The following is an 18,579-nucleotide window of genomic DNA, read 5'->3' as shown; positions in this document are numbered from 1 at the left end:
TGTAAAGCTATAATCAGAGATCAGCCTCGTTCATTTACATTATCCTCATTTTTTGCTCAAAGCCAGAAAATCGCTGTTCAGCTTCTTTAAATGAAACTGCATCTAACTGGAAATCACCATACCATATATACTCAAATAAATAAGTCAACTGTTTAAAATCTCCAAGTAGCTCGTTTTTCTTGAGTTCCTTTACATATTCATAGTTGGTCTTATAGGGTTGCCAGTCGATCCAGTCTCTATCACTTAGCTGCTTCAGGGATTTAAGATAGAACAATCGTATTGCACGTTTGTGTTGTTGCTTAGCTACTGCATCTGCAATCATTTCATCGAAGCTGATCGAATGAATATCATTTTCGATATCTTCCAGTGAAAGCTCATCTGTCTTGGCAGAACGTTTAAACCAACTTCTGGGATCTGCTCCAATAAACTTTATCAAAGCAAAAATTAAAAGACCAGCCGAAATAACAATTACAATGATTTTGATAGTACGATCACCACCTGGTATTTTACCATACCCACGAAATAAATCATTGAGTAGTTCACTCAACCATGCCTTAAATCTTTCCCACCAGGATAATCGGTCAGCAGGTTGTTTGATATCGTATTGATAATCGCTATTATTTACAAAATCACTTAATTTATCAGGATCGAACTTACGAAGTTTTGCCTCCTGTAACTGCGGTTCGGCCACAACCGGGCGCCACTGTTGGCGTTCATGAACGGAGATCGGATTATCTTCCTCTGTAGTAGGTATAGCAACCGAATCTACAACTGCATCTTTCACAATTGTAGTATCCTGTGCCTGCAGATTCAGAGTAGATAGAAATACACTTCCTACAAATAGCCCCCTACACAGAATAGAAGAAGTCTGCTTAAAGAATCTATTTTGAAATTTTGGATTATTATTTTTTCGCACGGATAATATTGATTCTTGATAAAACAAGTATAGAAAAGAGAATGAAGCTTCTCTACCTATTTGGTTATAAAGAATTATGTCTTCTTTATCGTTAATATTTTTCTTCTTCATCATAAAAATCAACAGGAGATTTCAGACTATTGTCTCCAGATCCTATACTCTGAATCTTAGTTAATAAGCCACCACCACCTTTACGCTCTTCCAAATTAAAATAATGCACAGCAGCCATAACATTATGAATAATAAAAGTTGCCATGTACCCTAATGTCATAAATACAATCATAGCCACGATTACCACAGTCATTGATGAGAAATCAGGAGTTTGCCCCGGATTAGAACTCATCTGAGAAACCATAGAAATTATCATTATAAGGTAGAAAGGGAAAAAACAGATGAAGAATACCGTACTCATTATAATTGTGTTTACAAACCCCAATCCAAAAGTTATCCACCAATTACCCTGAACCAAAGAAAATGTACGTGCAATATTCTTGAGGAAACTTGTCTTACCAAAATAAATCTGAGTAATCAGTACGCCTACAACATAGGGCATCAAAAAAATAAACAAACCAAACCCTATAAAGAAGCCAAGTAAAACAATTCCAACCGACGTCATACCTGTTCCCAGTAATCCTGGCAGAACCAAGAACAGTATATTTAATCCAAAAATAAAGACAGATACTAATAGGAGTTGTCCAGCTAACCGGAAGAAATCTTTCTTAACTTGACTCCATACTTCTCCCAACTGGATATCCGGATTTACCTCTGGGCTCTCTATATATAGCTTTATATAGGCGTTTATCACAGCTGTTATCATTACAAACCCCACAAAGAATGAAAGAAGATTTACCAGATATGTAATTCCAAAATCTGTCCATGCAAATGGCAAAACACTTCCTTTACTAATAGATGTAGTCCAACTTTGCATACGAATCATTAATAAGGCTGTTACACCTACTCCTACCAACAAGAAAGGTCCCCCTATAGATAACAGATATCTGAAGATGCGAAAGAAGTGTCCACGCATAAATGCAAATCCGGCATTGAATACCTGTCCAAAGTCACGGATCTGCTGAAATTGTATTTTCTGGGTGTTCATGAGATTTTTATAAGAATCTATTCGATTCTATTCTTCAATATTCATTGCTAATTGCTTCTTATGCAACTGCATAGGATAAATAACAAAATAATAGACTATAAAGAAGGCAGATGTAAGAATAATAGCTAGTTTCAAAACTATAGGCATTTCCGTATGTCGGGTAACAAAGCCTTCAAGGAATCCGGCAACGATAAATATAGGAACTATACCTATGATTATCTTCATTCCCGTCATCGCTCCACGTTTAAAGGACTCCATTCGGGTATATGTGCCTGGAAAAAACACAGCATTTCCCATTACTATACCCGCACATCCGGCAATGATGATTGCAGAAATCTCTAATGTACCATGTATCCATATCGTAAGTGCAGATTCCAGTAACAATCCCTTTTGATAGAAGAAATATTGAAAGGCTCCAAGCATGACTCCATTATTCACCAATGAAATTCCTGTCCCAAAAGACAGTAAAAGAAACATTGGCATTATTCCCTGAAAACCTCCCCACACAAATGTTATAAATGAGACCATTATATTATTTTTAGTGATTGCTAAAAACATCAGAGTCTCTCCTTCCTGTTTATATACCCCCATTGGGTCTCCCTTCTCTATATTATCCAATGTCATCTCAACATATCCGTCACCAAGTATCAATCGTACAAACCTGTCATCATGGGCAGCTGACACTGCACCAATCACTACAGATATGGAGAAGATAAGAAAAGAATACAATAACTGTTTGCGGGAAGCATACATTAATAAAGGTAACTCTTCTTTCCAAAAGCGAATCAATCGCCCCTTCTCTTCTTTCTTATTCCGATAAATGGATTGATGGACTTTCGCTGTAAGATTATTCAGATATAAAGTTGTCTGGCTGTTCGGATAATGTGTACGGGCATAGGACAAATCATCCGTTAGCTGAACAAACAGTTCTGCCAACTGATCAGGGTTGCCAGCCTGATGACCAACTAACATTTCCTCAAATTGTTGCCAGCGTGGTGTATTTTGTTTTACAAAAGATGCCTCTCTCATAGTTATTACGTCTGTCCGGAAAGATACTATTTTAATGGTCAAAGTATTTCACTGGTAACCATTGCTCTATACAAAACCGTGTAAGAAATGTATCTTTTTGGATAAAGGCAAATATACAGGTTACCAAATAATGGTTTATTTTCACTCACTCCCAAATCCCTGTCTATTTGAGATGTAGGATTTTTTCAAGTATTAGGCTATTTTTGTTTGGCAATCCACTTTATCTCACATATTACCCTATATATTAACACCACATCTTGCTTATCCAGTAAAGTATGAACACTATACAAATTCAGACTACTCAGAATGTATTTATTGAGTACCAACCCGCAGGTGTGGGAGATCGTTTGCTTGCCGGTATTATTGACAGGTTAATCCAAATAGCTTATGTATTTATTCTATTGTTTATAATTGGAGCTGCTACGAATATAGTAAGTATAAACTCATATCTGGAAAAATTTGATATTATTAGTATTCTGATACTACTGCTCTTTTTGCCTGTCATGTTTTATACATTGATACTTGAGATTGTTATGGATGGGCAAACCATTGGCAAACGAGCTCTCAATATAAAAGTAGTACGATTAGATGGAACTCAGCCAACAATAGGCAATTATCTAATACGCTGGCTGCTAAGACTTATTGATGTTTATTTTCCTTGTAATATTGGTTTAGTCGCAATCATAACTATAAGCACCAGTGCCCAGGGACAACGTTTGGGAGATATGGCTGCTGGCACGACAGTAATCACAATGAAGCGACGGGTTACACTGGCTCAGACTCGTCTACCTGAAGTTGACTCTAATTATCAGCCTTTATATCCTCAGGTAATCCGTTTGAGTGATCGGGATATTGAAATCATCAGAGAGACACTACAAACATATCATCGCAATGGCAATGATCCTTATTTACTTTCCTCATTAGCTGCTAAATTGCAAACACTGCTTGATGTGCAAACTGCTCAATCGAATCTTGAGTTTCTACAAACTATTTTAAAGGATTACACCTATCTCACATCCCAACAATAAAACTTTCCGGATTATGAAATACTAATTTTATTGATTTCATAATTCTTCCTATACATGCAGGATCTTAAAGAATATACTCGTTCACAGCTAGCACTTAGAAATGGTCAGGACAAACCTGAGATATGGGTTGCCTATCAGGGTTTTATTTATGATGTCACCATTTCAAAGCTATGGCGCAATGGCAAGCATTATGAACATTGGGCAGGTCAGGACCTGACTCCAGAAATGGAAGATGCACCACACACCGAAAATGTTTTTGATAAATTTGAGGTTATTGGTATATTAGTAGGCTGATAATAAAAAAATTTATCATGACAGGTCGATAAAAGAAATTTTTTTCTTTTATCGACGAACGATAGCATTTAATTAAAAAAAAGCTATTATTTTAGCGGAAGAATTGCTTTTTTTTAATACATTATTGTACTTCTGCTCCCTTATTTACTTCATACCAATGATCTTAATTGCTGAAAGCGGCTCTTCTAAAACGGATTGGAGGTTGCTAACCGAAGAAGGCTCTGTGAAAATGGCGAAAACAGCCGGTTTTAATCCTTACCATCAGGATGCAGACCAAATTTATGCTGAGATAGCATCTCAACTACTTCCCCAACTAGGTACAACTGCCGTTGACGAAATTCACTTTTATGGGGCAGGTTGTTCAACTGAGACAAATTGTAACATTGTCAAAGAAGGAGTAAGCCGTCTATTCTCACATGCACAGGTTCATGTTGGTCATGATCTGCTAGCAGCAGCAAGAGCTCTCAGTGGTCATAAAGCAGGCATTATTTGTATTATTGGAACAGGCGTAAACATAGGTCTATATGATGGCAATGATATCATTGCAGGACGTCCATCTTTAGGCTTCTGGTTAGGAGATGAAGGTAGTGGTGGGTATCTGGGAAGAACACTTATTCAACACTTCTTCCATGAAGAAATGCCAGCAGAGTTACACCAGGCATTTGAAGATACATACCATCTGAATATCGAGACTGTACTGGAATACGCCTATAAACGTAATTTCCCAAGCAGTTACTTTGCCTCTTTTTCTCGTTTCTTATCTGATCATATTACACATCCTTACTCTCAACAACTTATATACAACGGATTTGTTGCGTTTATCAACCGATATGTAAATAAGTTTGCCAATTACCAGGATTATCCGATTCACTTCACAGGTTCAATCGCCTTCCATTATCAGGATATCCTTCGTAAAGTTGCTCAGGATAAAAATATTCATATTGAAAATATTATTGACAATCCTATTACAGGTCTGATTCAGTTCCATCAAACAGTATCCTAAATTTTCTTTACACAAAGCCAGTCGATACTTATCTTACTGGCTTTGTGTAGATGACGTAAGATACTTCATCATCAATCTGGCGGTTCGTTGTGAAGCTCCAGGTTCTCCCATCAATTTATCTACCTTGTTATATCCCTCTAATTGGCTTTGTCGACCTTTTTCTCCTGGCAAAAGTTTAGTCAATTCGTTGAAAGCCTTTTGAGGTGTTAATTCGCTTTGAATTAACTCTACGACAACAGGTTCATTTGCAATCAGATTTACCAGAGAAATATATTTTACTTTTATAAGCACACGTACAATCTGATAGGTAAATGCACTTGTACGATAACAAACTACCTGCGGAACATGAAATAACGCAGTTTCCAATGTTGCAGTCCCGCTAGTTACCCAGGCAGCAGTCGCAACAGACAATAAATCGTAGGACTGATTATAAATTACGCTAACATTGAGCTCTTTTTCTAATGTGGCTATCTTATCTTCATACAAGGCTTTGGGGAGATTAGATACCCCTGCAATAATAAATTGATATTGCCTATTCTTTTCTTTATTTAGCAACTGGGCAGCATCAAGCATCACGGATAGCATCTTTTCAACTTCCTGATACCGGCTTCCAGGTAAAAGAGCAATAACAGATTTTTCGGAGAGGTTATTTTTTACCAAAAAATCAGATTGAGGTTTAAAAGCGTCAATTTCATCAAGCAAAGGGTTCCCTACATAGTCAACATCATATTCATACTTCTTAAAGAATTCTTTCTCAAAGGGCAGAATAACAAATAGACGATCTACAGTGGCTTTGATTTTATAGGCTCTGCTCTGATTCCATGCCCATACTTTAGGTGAGATATAATAAAATACTTGGATAGTATGCTGTTTACAAAACTTTGCTATCCGCATATTAAAGCCGGCATAATCGACAAGGATTACTACATCAGGCTTCCATAGAAGAATATCTTCCTGGCACTTTTTAATAAACTTTCTGATGGTGGTTAGATTTTTTATTACCTCCCAAAATCCCATAAAGGCCATATTTCGGTAATGAGTTACCAAATATGCACCAGCCTCTTCCATTTGTTCACCTCCCCATCCCCGAAACTCAGCCTGTTTGTCTTCCTGTGCAATTGCTTTAATAAGGTTGGCAGCATGCAGATCACCTGACCGTTCTCCTGCAATGACATAATATTTCATAATGAACAAGTAATGTATGAGAAAATAGAATAAGCTTGCAAAACACACTATTTACCATAGATTACTCTCCATAATATTCCACAAAGTTTTTTGGAGTCTCAATAAGCAACAACTTATGAAGTTTGGCATTAGGAGCAGCCGTTTCAATAGCAGGTGCTAGTATCTTCCATATCTCTTCGATAAATATCTCACAGCTGGTCATTTTTCCTTTCATAAAATCCACATCCAGATTCAGGTTTTTATGGTCTACTTTATCAATGACTAAGTCTTTCATTAATCCACCTAACTTCTTCATATCCATCACAAATCCAGTATCCGGATCAGGGCGCCCTTTTACAGTAACGATTAATTCAAAGTTATGTCCATGAAAATACTCATTGGCGCATGGTCCAAAAACTTCGTCATTCTTCTCTTTTGTCCAATTGGGATTGTACAATTTATGTGCTGCATTAAAATGCTCTTTTCGTGTTATGTAAATCATCACACTCTTTATTTAGTCTCTAATAATCAAGCTATTACTTATACTCTTTAACAATCGCAAACCGTTCAGAACAGAACTATTGTTCACGATAGATATATTTCATTTAAAAGAATTTACAAAAATATGGTTAATCTACTTCAAAACAAAAAATGGCCTTATTACTACAAAAAATACCATTTTTTATAAATATTATATTGCACATCTTCTCATTTTTTTATTGTAGATTTGCAATTACCTTTGGTAAAACTACTTATGTTTTATTTCTCAACTGATAGTTTATAAAGTCAGAATAGCTTCAAGCTTTATTCTTTTTAGTATAGCCATTCACTTTTTAAGCGATCTTTTTTCCTAACTTTCAAAAAATTATTATTCATGATTATCGTAACGGGAGCCGCTGGGTTTATCGGGAGTTGCCTGATTAGCCGCCTGAATGCCGATAATTTCAACTACATCATAGCTGTTGATGATTTCTCAAACGAAGAAAAAAACCGCAATCTTGTAGGTAAGAAAATAAAGGAACGTGTACATCGTGATAATTTCTTTGAATGGTTAGACCAAAATTATGAAGAGGTAGAATTTCTCTTTCATATTGGAGCCCGCACAGATACAACCGAATTTGACTGGTCTATATTTGAACGTTTGAATATCAACTATTCCAAGACTATTTGGCAAAAGTGTTATGACTATCAGATTCCGTTGGTTTATGCATCTTCAGCAGCAACCTATGGTTTAGGAGAACATGGGTATGAAGACAGTGAAGCAATCATTCCTTTATTAAAGCCATTGAATCCCTACGGAGATTCCAAAAATGATTTTGATAAGTGGGTATTGGAACAGGATAAAAAACCTTTCTTCTGGGCTGGTCTCAAATTTTTTAATGTATATGGGCCAAATGAATACCACAAAGGGCGTATGGCATCCGTTATTTTTCACGCATTCCATCAGATTCGCAATTCTGGTAAAATGAAATTGTTCAGATCTCATAATCCTGATTTCAAAGATGGAGAACAAATGCGTGATTTTATTTATGTAAAAGATCTGATTGAAGTTTGTAGTTACTTGATGCACTGTCGACGAGATTCAGGTATTTACAATCTGGGAAGCGGTAAAGCCCGTACTTTTCTTGACCTTGCTAACAATACATTTCAGGCACTTAATACCCCTTCAACTATTGACTTTGTAGATACCCCTGCAGATATCAGAGACAAGTATCAGTACTTTACTCAGGCTTCAATGGGAAAACTCAGATCCATAGGTTATGACAAGCCTTTTCATAGTCTGGAAGAAGGAATTCATGATTATGTTACTAATTATTTACTAACAGGTACTTACTACTAAGAATTAGAGTACCTGATTTGTATTCTCCTCTCTTGCAGTAACAGTTCTTCTATCGAATTGTCATAATCTGCGGTCAGAACAAACATATCATTCAAATGAGTGAGTGATATGGGGTTACATTTTTATATTGTAAGGTTACTAATTAAGTAAGTAGCTCTTTTTGCATACCGTTTTCACTAAATTGTAGAAAGACATTCTCCTGAGCAATCCATAGTATATCCTTCCTAATCAAATAAATGTGCTTATGTAGAATATTTTACGCATTCACAGCATATCCCACTAACCGTAAACCCACTGTATATCAGACAATTACGAACAAAAATAAGCTTTTATATTCAAAGGCACATTAGTTTACTATTCTATTGACGACAAACCACTTCCATAAAACTTTAGTGTAATTATTCATCTGATAATATGTAAGTATATGAGAAATAACCTCACAATGCCCATCAAACTGGTATTGGATTGGTTATTGCAAAAGCCAATTCAATGGAAAGTTCTGCGAAAAGCCTTAATCAATAAAGGCTATGCCATTTATGATCCTTATATTGTATACAAAGGGTGTAGGGTAGGAAGATTTTCTGTTAATCCTGTAACAGAAGCTGTCACTATTTACACTCACTCTAAACATCGTGGCTATTGCCATTCGTATGTAGTCCGGGATCTGGAAATAGCATTACACAAGATTCGCAGAAGTTATAAGAACTTTATTTATGCATCTGAACAACCTGGAGCTGCGGTACGTGAAATTAAGATACCTGTGAAAAGCAACCCCAGAGTATTACAAACTCAATAACAGCGTTAGCTAACCGTCTCTTGCTTACCACCTTTTAGTTTAATAGCTGTTACTGTTTTGTACAAAAACAGCTAACCAAATAAATTATCAATAGTTATAGAATAGAACTGTATATGAAGAACCACAGTTTTGCTTCCGAGACAGAAGAGCAGAAAGATATTCAATCATCGCAACCAGGGACTGGATCTGTTGTCGAACAATATCCATATTCTAACGTTGCTAAATTACTGGATAGCCAGATTGCCCATAATCTTTTAAAGTATGGGGTTGAAACTGTTTCATTTGCCGCAATCAATCTTGTATTTCCTAAACGAACCTCATGGTTTTTACGTGTAGCCCTGCCTCTTTCAGTAAACTATCTGTTAGGAAGGTGGATCGAGAAAAACTATAATGAATGGGTAGCCTCACTAGCTGATCAACAACCTGTTGAAAAAGTAGCTTGAGTTAAGATAGTTATACAATTAACCTACTTGATCCTATCTCATAAAGATACTTGTTCAGGCTTTTCAATTCCTTTAGACTATTTTATCCTATAGATATAGGATTAGAGACCCAAGCTAATAAACAAAATTTAGTTTGATCTCCAATCTATTTCTATAGGATGAATCATATTGCTGTGGCTCTCATAATTCTAAACAAATAGATGACTTAAAAAAATAAAGCTTTAAGTACTTGAAAATTAATTTTTTAATATTAACTTACTATTCTTGCTTTAACGTATAATACGACACCGTCTCAGGATATATCTTCTAAGAAATATTTTTTACATCAACCTCTGTTACAGTATTATATATAACAGAGCCGACTGGCAGAAGGCCCAAAACCATACACTTAATCTGTGTAAATGTAAGGATGTAAATGCGCATTGGTAATTATAATTACCGCATAGCCTTTCATCGCCTTATTCAAATTTATATTTTTAGTCTGGCACACTGATACGAGTAACAAACGACAGATACTTTTTGATCTTATTAGTTATTAACTTCCAAACACAACTTACCTATGTTGTATCCTAACAAATCTCATTCTGGCGAAATGCTTGACAGTCTGTTTACGATATTAAAATCGACGAAAAATGAAAATGAAGCTGAGGCTGTTGAAGATATGATCTGGGATATCTGGATGGAAGGAGGTTCTGATGAAATCAATACAATGATGAAACGAGGTTGCCGTTTTCTTCGAAATGAGAACTTTGACTCCGCTATACGTATTTTTGCCAGAATGATCCAACGAAATCCGGACTACCCAGAAGCTTGGAACAAACGAGCAACAGCCTACTACCTACGTGGGGACTTCAAAAAGGCAATAGATGATATTAAACAAACACTGAAGTTAGAGCCCCGACATTTTGGAGGGCTTTCAGGTATGGCATCCATCTACCTTGTAATTGGCGATCACTGGGCAGCCTTAAAATCTCTGGAGGCTTTGTATACAATTCGTCCTAACCAGCCTGGCTTAAGTGAACAGATTGAGGATCTGCATTTGCAGCTTACCAAATACAAAAAACGTAAAGAATAAACTGAAAAGCTGCCCTCAGAACAAAATTACACATTATTCTGAGGGTAACTTTCCTGAGTAGTTTCGTAAGAAACTTTCAACACGCAACACAGCATTTTCGCGTACATTCAACCAGAACAAATTATAATCGGCAATGTGCCAGTTCTTGGTATGTACTAAGCCTGCACCCAGAATGTGAGGTTTGCTTATCCATAACATGCCGCCATGTCTTTGTGCATCTACTACACCCGCACTAGTCATTTTATATCCTAATCCAACCCCACCTTTATTCAGCTTCCTGTCTGCATACACAGATGTTGTATCCCACGTCAAAGGATTTACAACAAGCGATTTATATTGCTCATAGTCATATTCTAACGGATAGTAATCTTTTGCATAGGTACACCATGTAGCAAATCCACCTGTTTGTTCGGCAGAAATAGCAGGTCGTATCTGACTGAAATAGTTAGCAGGTGTTGGCATCCCAATCAGATAGGCTATTACTAACTGTTTCTGTAAAGGTTTACCATCAAAATACTCTTTTAGTAGTCGTTTAGCATGCTGAGTGCCCTGACTATGCGCTGCAATGATAATAGGGCGTCCCTGATTGTAATGAGTAAGGTAATATTCAAATGCAGATTTTACATCATTATACGCCAGGTCAAAGGCTTGTGAAGCATCTTTTTTTTGAGATGTATAATAACAGAAGAAGTGTGCCTGCCGATAGCGTGGAGCATATATTTTGCCAGCAGCATTAAATACCGATGCCTGATTAAGAATAGTTGATTCATCTACTTTCTTATTTAGCTCTATATCTGTTACATCACCATTCCAGATATATTTTGTTGTTGGCTTATAGGTATAGATAGTAGGGTGAACGAAAAACACATCCGCTTTGGCCTCCGCCTGCAGATCTTTCAGCCCTTTACTACGTTTGGGAAGTTCATCCGCTTTATCTTTTATAGAAGGTAGAGCTGCCCAATACTCAACCCGAGAGTAATCAGGTGCTGGAGGAGTTAGATCTGAGGAAAAAGCAGGCCACTGCTCAGCATTGCCTTGGCCTGCACTACCCATGATAACACCCATACAAAAACTCACACAAAGAAAAATAGTTGATCGCTTCATAGATTATTAGCTATTTTCCTACTAAACACAAAAATCAATCTTTCAATTGTGAGCAGGTTGATATTTTTCCAGAAATTTCTTTAAATCAACGAGTTTATCAGTATTTATCATATCTACGCCGACATCCATCAATACCTTCCAGGCATTGGCATCATCCGGACTTGACCATAGTCTTAGCTTCTTACCTTCTGCATGAACCCTTTGAGCTAGGGAAATCAGTTTTTGACGTTCTGTCTCAGGTATATCACCTTTTCCATCCCATTTACAAATATTTGTAAAACTATCACTTACTACAGGCATTTGGCTCACAGGAATATTCAAACCTAAATCTGCAGGTCTGCCATCCAAGCCTACTTTTGCAGATTTATCAGTACGAATTTTTTCTATGGGACGATTGCCAGAGATGAAAATAATAAAATGTGGATTGTTCTGAAGTTCCGGATATTTTGTTAGTTGCTCTTTCAAGAGTTCATATGTTTCATTTGCTGAAGTTTTAAAATCAATCATTAAGTAAAAAATCCCTGTATAAGCAGCATATACCTTTCCATTATTCTTCTTTACAAGCTTCTGCAGTGGATTCAGATATAGTTCCTTCAATGTTCGTTTGGTATCCAACTCTTTTGGAGGGTTATGCGAAACATATAGTTCACCATTTACAAGATATATATCTGCCTCTACACTTGTAAATCCTTGCTCTAGTGCATCGAAAAGTGGGCGTGTATGTACATAATCATTATGGGCATGGGCATGGGCTAATGGCTTTACTTGTGCAAAAAGCACCTGAGAAAATAAACAGCAAAGAAGATAGAGAGCCTGTTTTTTCATAAAGTTCGGATAATAATATGATCAAAGGCGCGAAGATAGATTTACCATAACAAACTCTGTGAAGCAACTACGTTATCATTCTGTTATGCTTTCTTATTCCCAGTTACGCAAACTTTTTTCGTAAGATTGAACAAGGATCTGAGTGTCCAGTGTATTGACAGGGGTCGGACGTTCTGCCATATCTGGATCAAAAGCAAAAAGACCAGGTACAATTTGTGCTTTCAAAAATCGCATGGGCTGGGTTTTCAGCATTTGCTGGATTGTGTATACAGTATTTTTACTCAATCTTTTATTTTGTTTATTCGCAGCTAATACAAATCCCCATTGCCCAAATGAAGGCACATACACTGTATATGGTTTTATAGTTGTAAAAACATTTCCTAATGTATGAGTAATACACCAAAAAGCCTCAGTAGCAAAATAAGGCGAGGTTGCTTGTGTAACTACAATTCCATCTATCGCCAACCGTTTCTGAAGTAGCTGATAAAATTCACGGGAGTATAATTTTCCTAAGCCCGGATCACTAGGATCTGGCAGATCAATAATGATCACAGAATAAATATCAGTAGATTTTTCTATAAACTTATACGCATCCTCATTAAATATTCTTACTTTTTTATTAGTTAATGAATTCTTATTAAGCTGCCTAAATATAGGATGTTGTTGTCCCAGATCTGTCATAGCCTTATCCAGATCTACCAGATCAATCTGCTGAATATCCTTATATCTTAATAATTCTCTCACAGCCAGACCATCTCCTCCACCTAACACCAACACTTTCTCATGATTATACGATAATGCCATTGGTATATGTACTAATGGCTCATGGTAACGGTATTCATCTGCACTTGAAAATTGTAAATGTCCATTTAAATACAATCGATAATCCTGATGCCATTTGGTTACAACAATCCGCTGATAAGGAGATTGTCTGGTCAGTAATATCTCATCTTGGTATACAAACTGTTCAAAAAAACTGACAATATGAAATGAATAAATAAAGCCAGTTAATAATACCAAAATCAAAGCAATGGAAATATTACGCTTCCACACGCCTCTGATCAGATCATTCATAAATATCTGACTATTAAATGCCGCTACAGCCAGATTTAGTATTCCTATAAGAAAGGAAGTACGCATTGTTCCCAGATAAGGGAGTAATAGTAAAGGAAAAATAATAGATGCCAGCAATGCCCCGATGTAATCAAAAGATAACACTTTGGCTACGGTATCTTTTAGACTTGCATAACTATGCACTATTCGTGTCACCAATGGTATTTCGAGTCCAATCAATGTACCTAGCAAACTGATTAAAGTGAAGGCAATCAGATGATAGTTTTCTGTGAGAGAATACGAGAGGTAAAGAATAAAGGCTGAGAAGCCGCCAAGCACTCCTAGAATAATCTCAATAGTAACAAACTGATCCAGGAGTTTTGAATGAATGTATTTTGATAAAAATGATCCTACTCCCATAAATGACATGAAAAAACCAATTGTCAAAGAGAACTGTAGGATACTACTTCCTAAAAAATAGGTAGAAATGCTGCTTATTAATAATTCATACAAAATGCCACAGGTGGCAATAATAAAAACAGACACCAGCAAGACCGGCAGCACGGCAGCGGTTAACTTATTTTGATTTTTTGTTTTATCTTCTTCAGCCTTATTTTCTGTATTCATTAAAAAAAAGGTTTTGCCAGTAATAATTGGCTATCCTGCTATGGCGGCGGCAATAATAATGCAGATACCTAAAATCAAGGCAGCCGCTACCAAAGCCGCAGCTACGTTTTTTTCCTCTGCAATCTGTCGTGCCAAATGTCCTGGAATTAACCAATCTACTACTTTAAACCCTATTACACACATAATGAGTCCAATAACACTATAGATGATTGTGCCCATGATACCTTTCTCCCAAAATCCAGGAGCCTGAAGTAAAATTGTAAGCAGTGTATACATAATAGAAAATTTTATATATAAAAAGTTATTGTTAATCGAATGATAAGCCAAATGATAATGCAGAATCCTCCAACTATCATTATGCATTTTCCATGAAACTGGGTTGCAGAATCATACGTTTTTATTCTTTTACCATCAGGAAGAACTTTATTGGATGCCAATAAATGCCATCCTATGAAAAAACCCAATAACCCTCCCACTAGCGAAAGTATATAGCCAGCCCATATCCAGGGTACAGGAGAAGATTCTGTTTTTTCCAGTTCTTCTATTTTACTTCTTTTGAGAGCAGTTGTCAGTTCAACAGGTATTGATTTTCCTCTTTCTTTCAGGATTTGCTGAGCCAGTTGATAGTCAAATAGATTCCATTCGTAAGGCTTGGCTATAATATCCATAAGCTCCTCATCGGTGAACTCAAAAAGATAATAATCTTTTTCAATTATGTTATAACTCTCTATAGCTACTTTTTCAAGAAGTTCATTCGCTCTTTCAAAGTCGAAAGCTTTTAGCTTAATAACAATGTCTTCACCGAGTTGATTTTGAGCAAATGTTACATCAAAAGATGGAGCCGTTTTTTCAACATGATATTCTATCTCATTATCTTCCAATAAATCCAGAAAACTCTGATCATGTTCAACAGATGGATACTTCCTATATTCTGTAAAGGTATCTGACATGAATATTTTTACTTATACTGCTATTATTCTATTTACCGTATCGAGGTCCACCACCCCTAATACTACGCCCCTGAAAATACCGTATACTTCCATTATTTTTCCGAATCTCTTCCTGAATCTTTGGATCTGTCATTCTTGTCAAACCATAGCCTTTTATAGAAGCCAGGTATGCCACAACCAACATAATAGCCAATCCGCTTACAATAAGTATTCTTGTAAATGTTTGCATAAGTATATAATTGTATTAAATCTGCTATTTACTATCTACATCACATTCCAATCTCTTATGCCAGCTAGCACCGTAATTACAAAACCTACTCCACAACAAATAGCGGCTATCATAAAGTATCTGCTTAGTATACTACCCTGAAATACAGTAAACTGCACAGTCACATCACCTTTGGCATTAGGTATCACATATACTTTCCCCGAATATGTATCGGTTTGTTCTACCCGATAATAAGCTTCTTTTTCTCTTTCAGACTCCTCCCAGTCTTCCCAGCCACTCTCACCATCTTCCTGCCAATATTCTGTACCTGATTCCTGAAAAAAATTATCATCTAATACATTAGCTATTTCTCCTTTACTGTCTTGTAATTCTAGTCCTACCCATGCATCACTATTATCAGGAAACGAAGCAGATAATACCAGTTTGACCATCCCTGGCTGAACCTCAAAAGGCCGGATTAACGTAAGTAGCTCTGGAGTCTCACTGATCTTATTTGAGTCTAAAGCTTGTGGAATTACAAATTTCTGCGTAAATATTTGATTTCCAGAGCCCAGCGAATAAAACAATAAAAGCAGAAAGATTATCCCTGCAAAGCCAAATGTCTTTAACCAGAATTTATTATTTGCACGTCGCTGAGTACGTAATTGCAAGAGTTTGTCAACCTCCGGGTTGCCTCCAAACGCTGTCAGCAATTGGTTTCGGCTAATTTTCGTTTCCTCAAAAAATTCGATCTCCTTCGCAGTACCTGTATTATCCAATCTTGTTTCTACAATAAAAGAATTACCTGCCACATATTCTGTAAACTGAACTTTATCTCCCGCATGTATCTGGTAAGTAGATTCACCTTCGAAAAACACGACTTCCGAATTCCCATATTCCTGTACCTGCCGGATACTATTGGAGTAGAAATCTTTAATTTTCAGATTTGAAAGCAGGTTAGGGTATACAGGTACTATTGAGGTTGAAATAGCATATCCTTCTTCATCTTCTATCAGATAAAAAAAAGTTTGATACTCGCTCATCAGAACCCACTCATCGTATTTCCAGGTTTCGTCAGAATAGCCACTCCCATCTTCATCTTTCCAATATTCCTTGTACAATGACCGCCAGCATGTACGCCCTAATACCTGATACCTGACTCCATCAAATTTTGCCTGCATTCCCAAACGAATGAAAGACTTTGGAGGGTATTTGGATGGTTGATTTAGCTTAGTAATAACCTGATGTGCCTCTGAACGAGCATCGACAACAGCCCCACAATATTGACAACCGATATAGCGTGTGCGGGAGTTGATCAATGAAATCTCACCACCGCAGTTAGTACACCGGAATTGTTTTATTGTTTGAAAATATGATTGTGGTTTAATTGAGGCCATAGCTTTTTTAATACCTTTCTCAGGACTATTGCTATTTATCAGAGTTTATTTTATAGGTTAGTTTACAAATTGTATCTACTACCATTGTGCCCTCCTCAAACTTTGACTTCGTTGAATCAAGCCAGAATCTGTTTCTGAAAATATATTTCGTACTATCAGGTGGTATCACTGCCAGTTTCGCATAATATTTATCAGCAGTAGGCACACGTTGTTGTATATTCAACTGATATTTATTCTCACCTGCCTGGATAGGTTTTACCTCTACATTTTTATTCAATGAGATTAAACGAAACGGAATATCCTGCTTTCCTTTAAGACTTACAGTAATCACATACGCACTATCTACTGTAAAATCTGATAACTCGGTATTCTTAATATCTTTTATGGAAAAAAAGAAAGCAGAATCCATAGGTACATTATAATAACTGCCAAAGTTCACCGTATCATAATGAATGGATGCTGTAGCCACTTCTTTTTTTGTTTGTGTAACATCACAGCTACAAAGAGTAATCTGCATTAGTAGAAGGATGACTATAGTAATTTTGTTCATCTTGCTCAGATTGTAGGATTAGGTAAACAAAAAATCTTTCATAGATAAAGGTTCTCCCACATTGTATACAACTCCTTCCGACATATACTCAAAACTAGCAATCAATTTCTTACCTACAACAATCCCATCTACATAATCAGCTTTTTCGCCTGCAACTACCTGAAAAGGTAATTCACCTTCTCCTCCATTGATAACTGCTTTATTTTTCTCTGTCAGAAAAACATTTTCTATATCTATTGTCGTTATTGATCCTACAATCAGACTTGTATATTGAAGAGGGTCTGAAAGGCTTTTCTTTCGAAAAAGAACAAACTCTCCTTCATCTTCCTGCAACCAGAGCTCTGTTTCGTTATCCATTAGTATCAGCCACTCATCCCAAAATCCATCTTCATAATCAAATCGTAATCTTCCTATTACTTCAAAAGGCTTATTTTTTATCTTACCTCTTTTCCCTACAGATAAAACAGATCCGTAATCTACCAACAAAATTGGAGACCCAACTGTAAAAATGCTATCTACATTGAGATAACTTGTCTGGCCACAATACTTACAAACTACCATTTTGGAATGGCGGTACTTTAACTCCAGCATTGAACCACAAGAAGGACAATTCAGAGACGGTAAAGGCATGGAAAACAGATGTTATAATCTTAATAGCAAAATATATGATAAGTAACCATCTTTGCAAATAGAAAGGCCTGATAAGTTCTAACCTATCAGGCCTTTCTATCTTTAATGTCATATATTGATCACGCTTCTCCCATTTTTCCACCAAAACTCATAGGTAATGTAAAGCCTTCTTCTGTCTGTCGGATTGTTCCAAAAGCATCTTCGTACTTCCTTACATTATCTTTAAGTGCAGATAATAGTCGCTTAGCATGTTCAGGAGTAATGATAACACGAGATTTTACCTTGGCTTTAGGTACTCCTGGCATAATACGAATAAAGTCTAATACAAATTCACTATTGGAATGAGCAATCATAACCAAATTGGAATATACACCTTCTGCCATTTCCTCCGACAGCTCGATATTAAGTTGGTTTTCTTCTTCCGGATTGTTTTTATCAGCCATAATCGATACAAGTTTACAAATGATATATTTTTAGATTATCCCCTTCACTTACAACTTATCAGTTTCAGGCCACAAGATAGAAATATCACCCTGCTTCTGGAAGAA

Annotated in this window: 22 protein-coding genes; 7 read left to right on the top strand and 15 right to left on the bottom strand. The window is 36.5% G+C overall.

Annotated elements, in window-relative coordinates:
* Positions 1-34: 34 nt before the first annotated feature.
* The 3 genes from QNI15_RS13220 to QNI15_RS13210 all read right to left on the bottom strand — a co-directional run bounded on the left by QNI15_RS13220 (position 35) and on the right by QNI15_RS13210 (position 3,044).
* Positions 35-916, bottom strand: coding sequence for a DUF4129 domain-containing protein (locus QNI15_RS13220; protein ID WP_314032096.1), 882 nt, complete (start codon positions 914-916; stop codon positions 35-37).
* A 91-nt stretch (positions 917-1,007) separates the two neighbouring features.
* Positions 1,008-2,015 (bottom strand): hypothetical protein, encoded by a 1,008-nt coding sequence (locus tag QNI15_RS13215; RefSeq protein WP_314032094.1) that lies wholly within the window; start codon positions 2,013-2,015, stop codon positions 1,008-1,010.
* A gap of 27 nt (positions 2,016-2,042) precedes the next feature.
* Positions 2,043-3,044 carry a stage II sporulation protein M gene (locus QNI15_RS13210; protein WP_314032093.1) on the bottom strand — a complete coding sequence of 334 codons (1,002 nt, stop codon included), beginning with the start codon at positions 3,042-3,044 and terminating at the stop codon, positions 2,043-2,045.
* A 275-nt stretch (positions 3,045-3,319) separates the two neighbouring features.
* Between QNI15_RS13210 and QNI15_RS13205 the strand changes: the two genes are divergently transcribed.
* The 3 genes from QNI15_RS13205 to QNI15_RS13195 all read left to right on the top strand — a co-directional run bounded on the left by QNI15_RS13205 (position 3,320) and on the right by QNI15_RS13195 (position 5,369).
* A complete protein-coding gene (locus QNI15_RS13205; RefSeq protein WP_313976679.1) occupies positions 3,320-4,072 on the top strand; it encodes an RDD family protein in 753 nt (250 codons plus the stop codon).
* 54 nt (positions 4,073-4,126) lie between these two features.
* A complete protein-coding gene (locus QNI15_RS13200) occupies positions 4,127-4,366 on the top strand; it encodes a cytochrome b5 domain-containing protein (protein ID WP_313976680.1) in 240 nt (79 codons plus the stop codon).
* Positions 4,367-4,523: 157 nt separating this feature from the next.
* A complete protein-coding gene (locus QNI15_RS13195) occupies positions 4,524-5,369 on the top strand; it encodes an N-acetylglucosamine kinase (RefSeq protein ID WP_314032092.1) in 846 nt (281 codons plus the stop codon).
* 33 nt (positions 5,370-5,402) lie between these two features.
* Here the strand turns inward: QNI15_RS13195 and lpxB are convergent, their stop codons facing one another.
* Together lpxB and QNI15_RS13185 are read right to left on the bottom strand one after the other, a co-directional pair.
* Positions 5,403-6,554, bottom strand: a complete 1,152-nt coding sequence (gene lpxB / locus QNI15_RS13190) for a lipid-A-disaccharide synthase (protein ID WP_314032090.1) — start codon at positions 6,552-6,554, stop codon at positions 5,403-5,405.
* Between the two features lie 61 nt (positions 6,555-6,615).
* Complete coding sequence (locus QNI15_RS13185; RefSeq protein ID WP_313976683.1) at positions 6,616-7,035, bottom strand: 6-pyruvoyl trahydropterin synthase family protein; 420 nt, start codon at positions 7,033-7,035, stop codon at positions 6,616-6,618.
* Between the two features lie 372 nt (positions 7,036-7,407).
* On the opposite strand from QNI15_RS13185, the gene rfaD reads away from it, so the two are divergent.
* The 4 genes from rfaD to QNI15_RS13165 all read left to right on the top strand — a co-directional run bounded on the left by rfaD (position 7,408) and on the right by QNI15_RS13165 (position 10,687).
* Positions 7,408-8,373 (top strand): ADP-glyceromanno-heptose 6-epimerase, encoded by a 966-nt coding sequence (gene rfaD / locus QNI15_RS13180; protein ID WP_313999858.1) that lies wholly within the window; start codon positions 7,408-7,410, stop codon positions 8,371-8,373.
* Between the two features lie 424 nt (positions 8,374-8,797).
* A complete protein-coding gene (locus QNI15_RS13175) occupies positions 8,798-9,169 on the top strand; it encodes a hypothetical protein (protein WP_313999856.1) in 372 nt (123 codons plus the stop codon).
* A gap of 113 nt (positions 9,170-9,282) precedes the next feature.
* Positions 9,283-9,612, top strand: coding sequence for a hypothetical protein (locus QNI15_RS13170; RefSeq protein ID WP_313999854.1), 330 nt, complete (start codon positions 9,283-9,285; stop codon positions 9,610-9,612).
* Between the two features lie 559 nt (positions 9,613-10,171).
* A complete protein-coding gene (locus QNI15_RS13165; RefSeq protein ID WP_313999852.1) occupies positions 10,172-10,687 on the top strand; it encodes a tetratricopeptide repeat protein in 516 nt (171 codons plus the stop codon).
* 33 nt (positions 10,688-10,720) lie between these two features.
* On the opposite strand, the gene QNI15_RS13160 is transcribed toward QNI15_RS13165, so the two are convergent.
* From QNI15_RS13160 to QNI15_RS13115, 10 genes are all read right to left on the bottom strand, one after another.
* Positions 10,721-11,791, bottom strand: coding sequence for a DUF3089 domain-containing protein (locus tag QNI15_RS13160; RefSeq protein WP_314032088.1), 1,071 nt, complete (start codon positions 11,789-11,791; stop codon positions 10,721-10,723).
* A 42-nt stretch (positions 11,792-11,833) separates the two neighbouring features.
* On the bottom strand, positions 11,834-12,616 hold the full coding sequence (locus QNI15_RS13155; protein WP_314032087.1) for a phosphatidylinositol-specific phospholipase C/glycerophosphodiester phosphodiesterase family protein: 783 nt from the start codon (positions 12,614-12,616) through the stop codon (positions 11,834-11,836).
* A 93-nt stretch (positions 12,617-12,709) separates the two neighbouring features.
* Positions 12,710-14,296, bottom strand: coding sequence for a polyamine aminopropyltransferase (locus QNI15_RS13150; protein ID WP_314032086.1), 1,587 nt, complete (start codon positions 14,294-14,296; stop codon positions 12,710-12,712).
* A gap of 30 nt (positions 14,297-14,326) precedes the next feature.
* Positions 14,327-14,572 (bottom strand): DUF350 domain-containing protein, encoded by a 246-nt coding sequence (locus tag QNI15_RS13145; RefSeq protein ID WP_313999842.1) that lies wholly within the window; start codon positions 14,570-14,572, stop codon positions 14,327-14,329.
* Between the two features lie 11 nt (positions 14,573-14,583).
* Positions 14,584-15,246 carry a hypothetical protein gene (locus tag QNI15_RS13140; protein WP_314032085.1) on the bottom strand — a complete coding sequence of 221 codons (663 nt, stop codon included), beginning with the start codon at positions 15,244-15,246 and terminating at the stop codon, positions 14,584-14,586.
* Positions 15,247-15,274: 28 nt separating this feature from the next.
* Entirely contained in the window at positions 15,275-15,475 is a 201-nt protein-coding gene (locus QNI15_RS13135) for a hypothetical protein (RefSeq protein WP_313976693.1), read from the bottom strand.
* 35 nt (positions 15,476-15,510) lie between these two features.
* The gene (locus tag QNI15_RS13130) at positions 15,511-16,851 is read right to left on the bottom strand and encodes a hypothetical protein (RefSeq protein ID WP_314032084.1); all 1,341 of its coding nucleotides are present in this window, start codon (positions 16,849-16,851) and stop codon (positions 15,511-15,513) included.
* Positions 16,852-16,882: 31 nt separating this feature from the next.
* On the bottom strand, positions 16,883-17,401 hold the full coding sequence (locus QNI15_RS13125) for a hypothetical protein (RefSeq protein ID WP_314032082.1): 519 nt from the start codon (positions 17,399-17,401) through the stop codon (positions 16,883-16,885).
* An 18-nt stretch (positions 17,402-17,419) separates the two neighbouring features.
* Positions 17,420-18,031 (bottom strand): DUF4178 domain-containing protein, encoded by a 612-nt coding sequence (locus QNI15_RS13120; protein WP_314032080.1) that lies wholly within the window; start codon positions 18,029-18,031, stop codon positions 17,420-17,422.
* A gap of 119 nt (positions 18,032-18,150) precedes the next feature.
* Positions 18,151-18,474: a DUF3467 domain-containing protein gene (locus QNI15_RS13115; RefSeq protein ID WP_313999830.1), complete on the bottom strand. Its 324-nt coding sequence runs from the start codon at positions 18,472-18,474 to the stop codon at positions 18,151-18,153.
* Positions 18,475-18,579 lie beyond the last annotated feature (105 nt).

It is taken from the genome of Xanthocytophaga flava (assembly GCF_030068545.1).
Lineage (GTDB): Bacteria > Bacteroidota > Bacteroidia > Cytophagales > 172606-1 > Xanthocytophaga > Xanthocytophaga flava.
Note: the sequence above shows the minus strand (reverse complement) of the source record. Positions and strands in the feature narration are given on the sequence as shown.

Excerpts from the sequence above, each read along its gene's own strand:
- QNI15_RS13215 (WP_314032094.1), bottom strand. The coding sequence starts at position 2,015 with ATGAACACCCAGAAAATACAATTTCAGCAGATCCGTGACTTTGGACAG.
- QNI15_RS13210 (WP_314032093.1), bottom strand. The coding sequence starts at position 3,044 with ATGAGAGAGGCATCTTTTGTAAAACAAAATACACCACGCTGGCAACAA.
- QNI15_RS13205 (WP_313976679.1), top strand. The coding sequence starts at position 3,320 with ATGAACACTATACAAATTCAGACTACTCAGAATGTATTTATTGAGTAC.
- QNI15_RS13200 (WP_313976680.1), top strand. The coding sequence starts at position 4,127 with ATGCAGGATCTTAAAGAATATACTCGTTCACAGCTAGCACTTAGAAAT.
- QNI15_RS13195 (WP_314032092.1), top strand. The coding sequence starts at position 4,524 with ATGATCTTAATTGCTGAAAGCGGCTCTTCTAAAACGGATTGGAGGTTG.
- lpxB (WP_314032090.1), bottom strand. The coding sequence starts at position 6,554 with ATGAAATATTATGTCATTGCAGGAGAACGGTCAGGTGATCTGCATGCT.
- QNI15_RS13185 (WP_313976683.1), bottom strand. The coding sequence starts at position 7,035 with ATGATTTACATAACACGAAAAGAGCATTTTAATGCAGCACATAAATTG.
- rfaD (WP_313999858.1), top strand. The coding sequence starts at position 7,408 with ATGATTATCGTAACGGGAGCCGCTGGGTTTATCGGGAGTTGCCTGATT.
- QNI15_RS13175 (WP_313999856.1), top strand. The coding sequence starts at position 8,798 with ATGAGAAATAACCTCACAATGCCCATCAAACTGGTATTGGATTGGTTA.
- QNI15_RS13170 (WP_313999854.1), top strand. The coding sequence starts at position 9,283 with ATGAAGAACCACAGTTTTGCTTCCGAGACAGAAGAGCAGAAAGATATT.
- QNI15_RS13165 (WP_313999852.1), top strand. The coding sequence starts at position 10,172 with ATGTTGTATCCTAACAAATCTCATTCTGGCGAAATGCTTGACAGTCTG.
- QNI15_RS13160 (WP_314032088.1), bottom strand. The coding sequence starts at position 11,791 with ATGAAGCGATCAACTATTTTTCTTTGTGTGAGTTTTTGTATGGGTGTT.
- QNI15_RS13155 (WP_314032087.1), bottom strand. The coding sequence starts at position 12,616 with ATGAAAAAACAGGCTCTCTATCTTCTTTGCTGTTTATTTTCTCAGGTG.
- QNI15_RS13150 (WP_314032086.1), bottom strand. The coding sequence starts at position 14,296 with ATGAATACAGAAAATAAGGCTGAAGAAGATAAAACAAAAAATCAAAAT.
- QNI15_RS13145 (WP_313999842.1), bottom strand. The coding sequence starts at position 14,572 with ATGTATACACTGCTTACAATTTTACTTCAGGCTCCTGGATTTTGGGAG.
- QNI15_RS13140 (WP_314032085.1), bottom strand. The coding sequence starts at position 15,246 with ATGTCAGATACCTTTACAGAATATAGGAAGTATCCATCTGTTGAACAT.
- QNI15_RS13135 (WP_313976693.1), bottom strand. The coding sequence starts at position 15,475 with ATGCAAACATTTACAAGAATACTTATTGTAAGCGGATTGGCTATTATG.
- QNI15_RS13130 (WP_314032084.1), bottom strand. The coding sequence starts at position 16,851 with ATGGCCTCAATTAAACCACAATCATATTTTCAAACAATAAAACAATTC.
- QNI15_RS13125 (WP_314032082.1), bottom strand. The coding sequence starts at position 17,401 with ATGAACAAAATTACTATAGTCATCCTTCTACTAATGCAGATTACTCTT.
- QNI15_RS13120 (WP_314032080.1), bottom strand. The coding sequence starts at position 18,031 with ATGCCTTTACCGTCTCTGAATTGTCCTTCTTGTGGTTCAATGCTGGAG.
- QNI15_RS13115 (WP_313999830.1), bottom strand. The coding sequence starts at position 18,474 with ATGGCTGATAAAAACAATCCGGAAGAAGAAAACCAACTTAATATCGAG.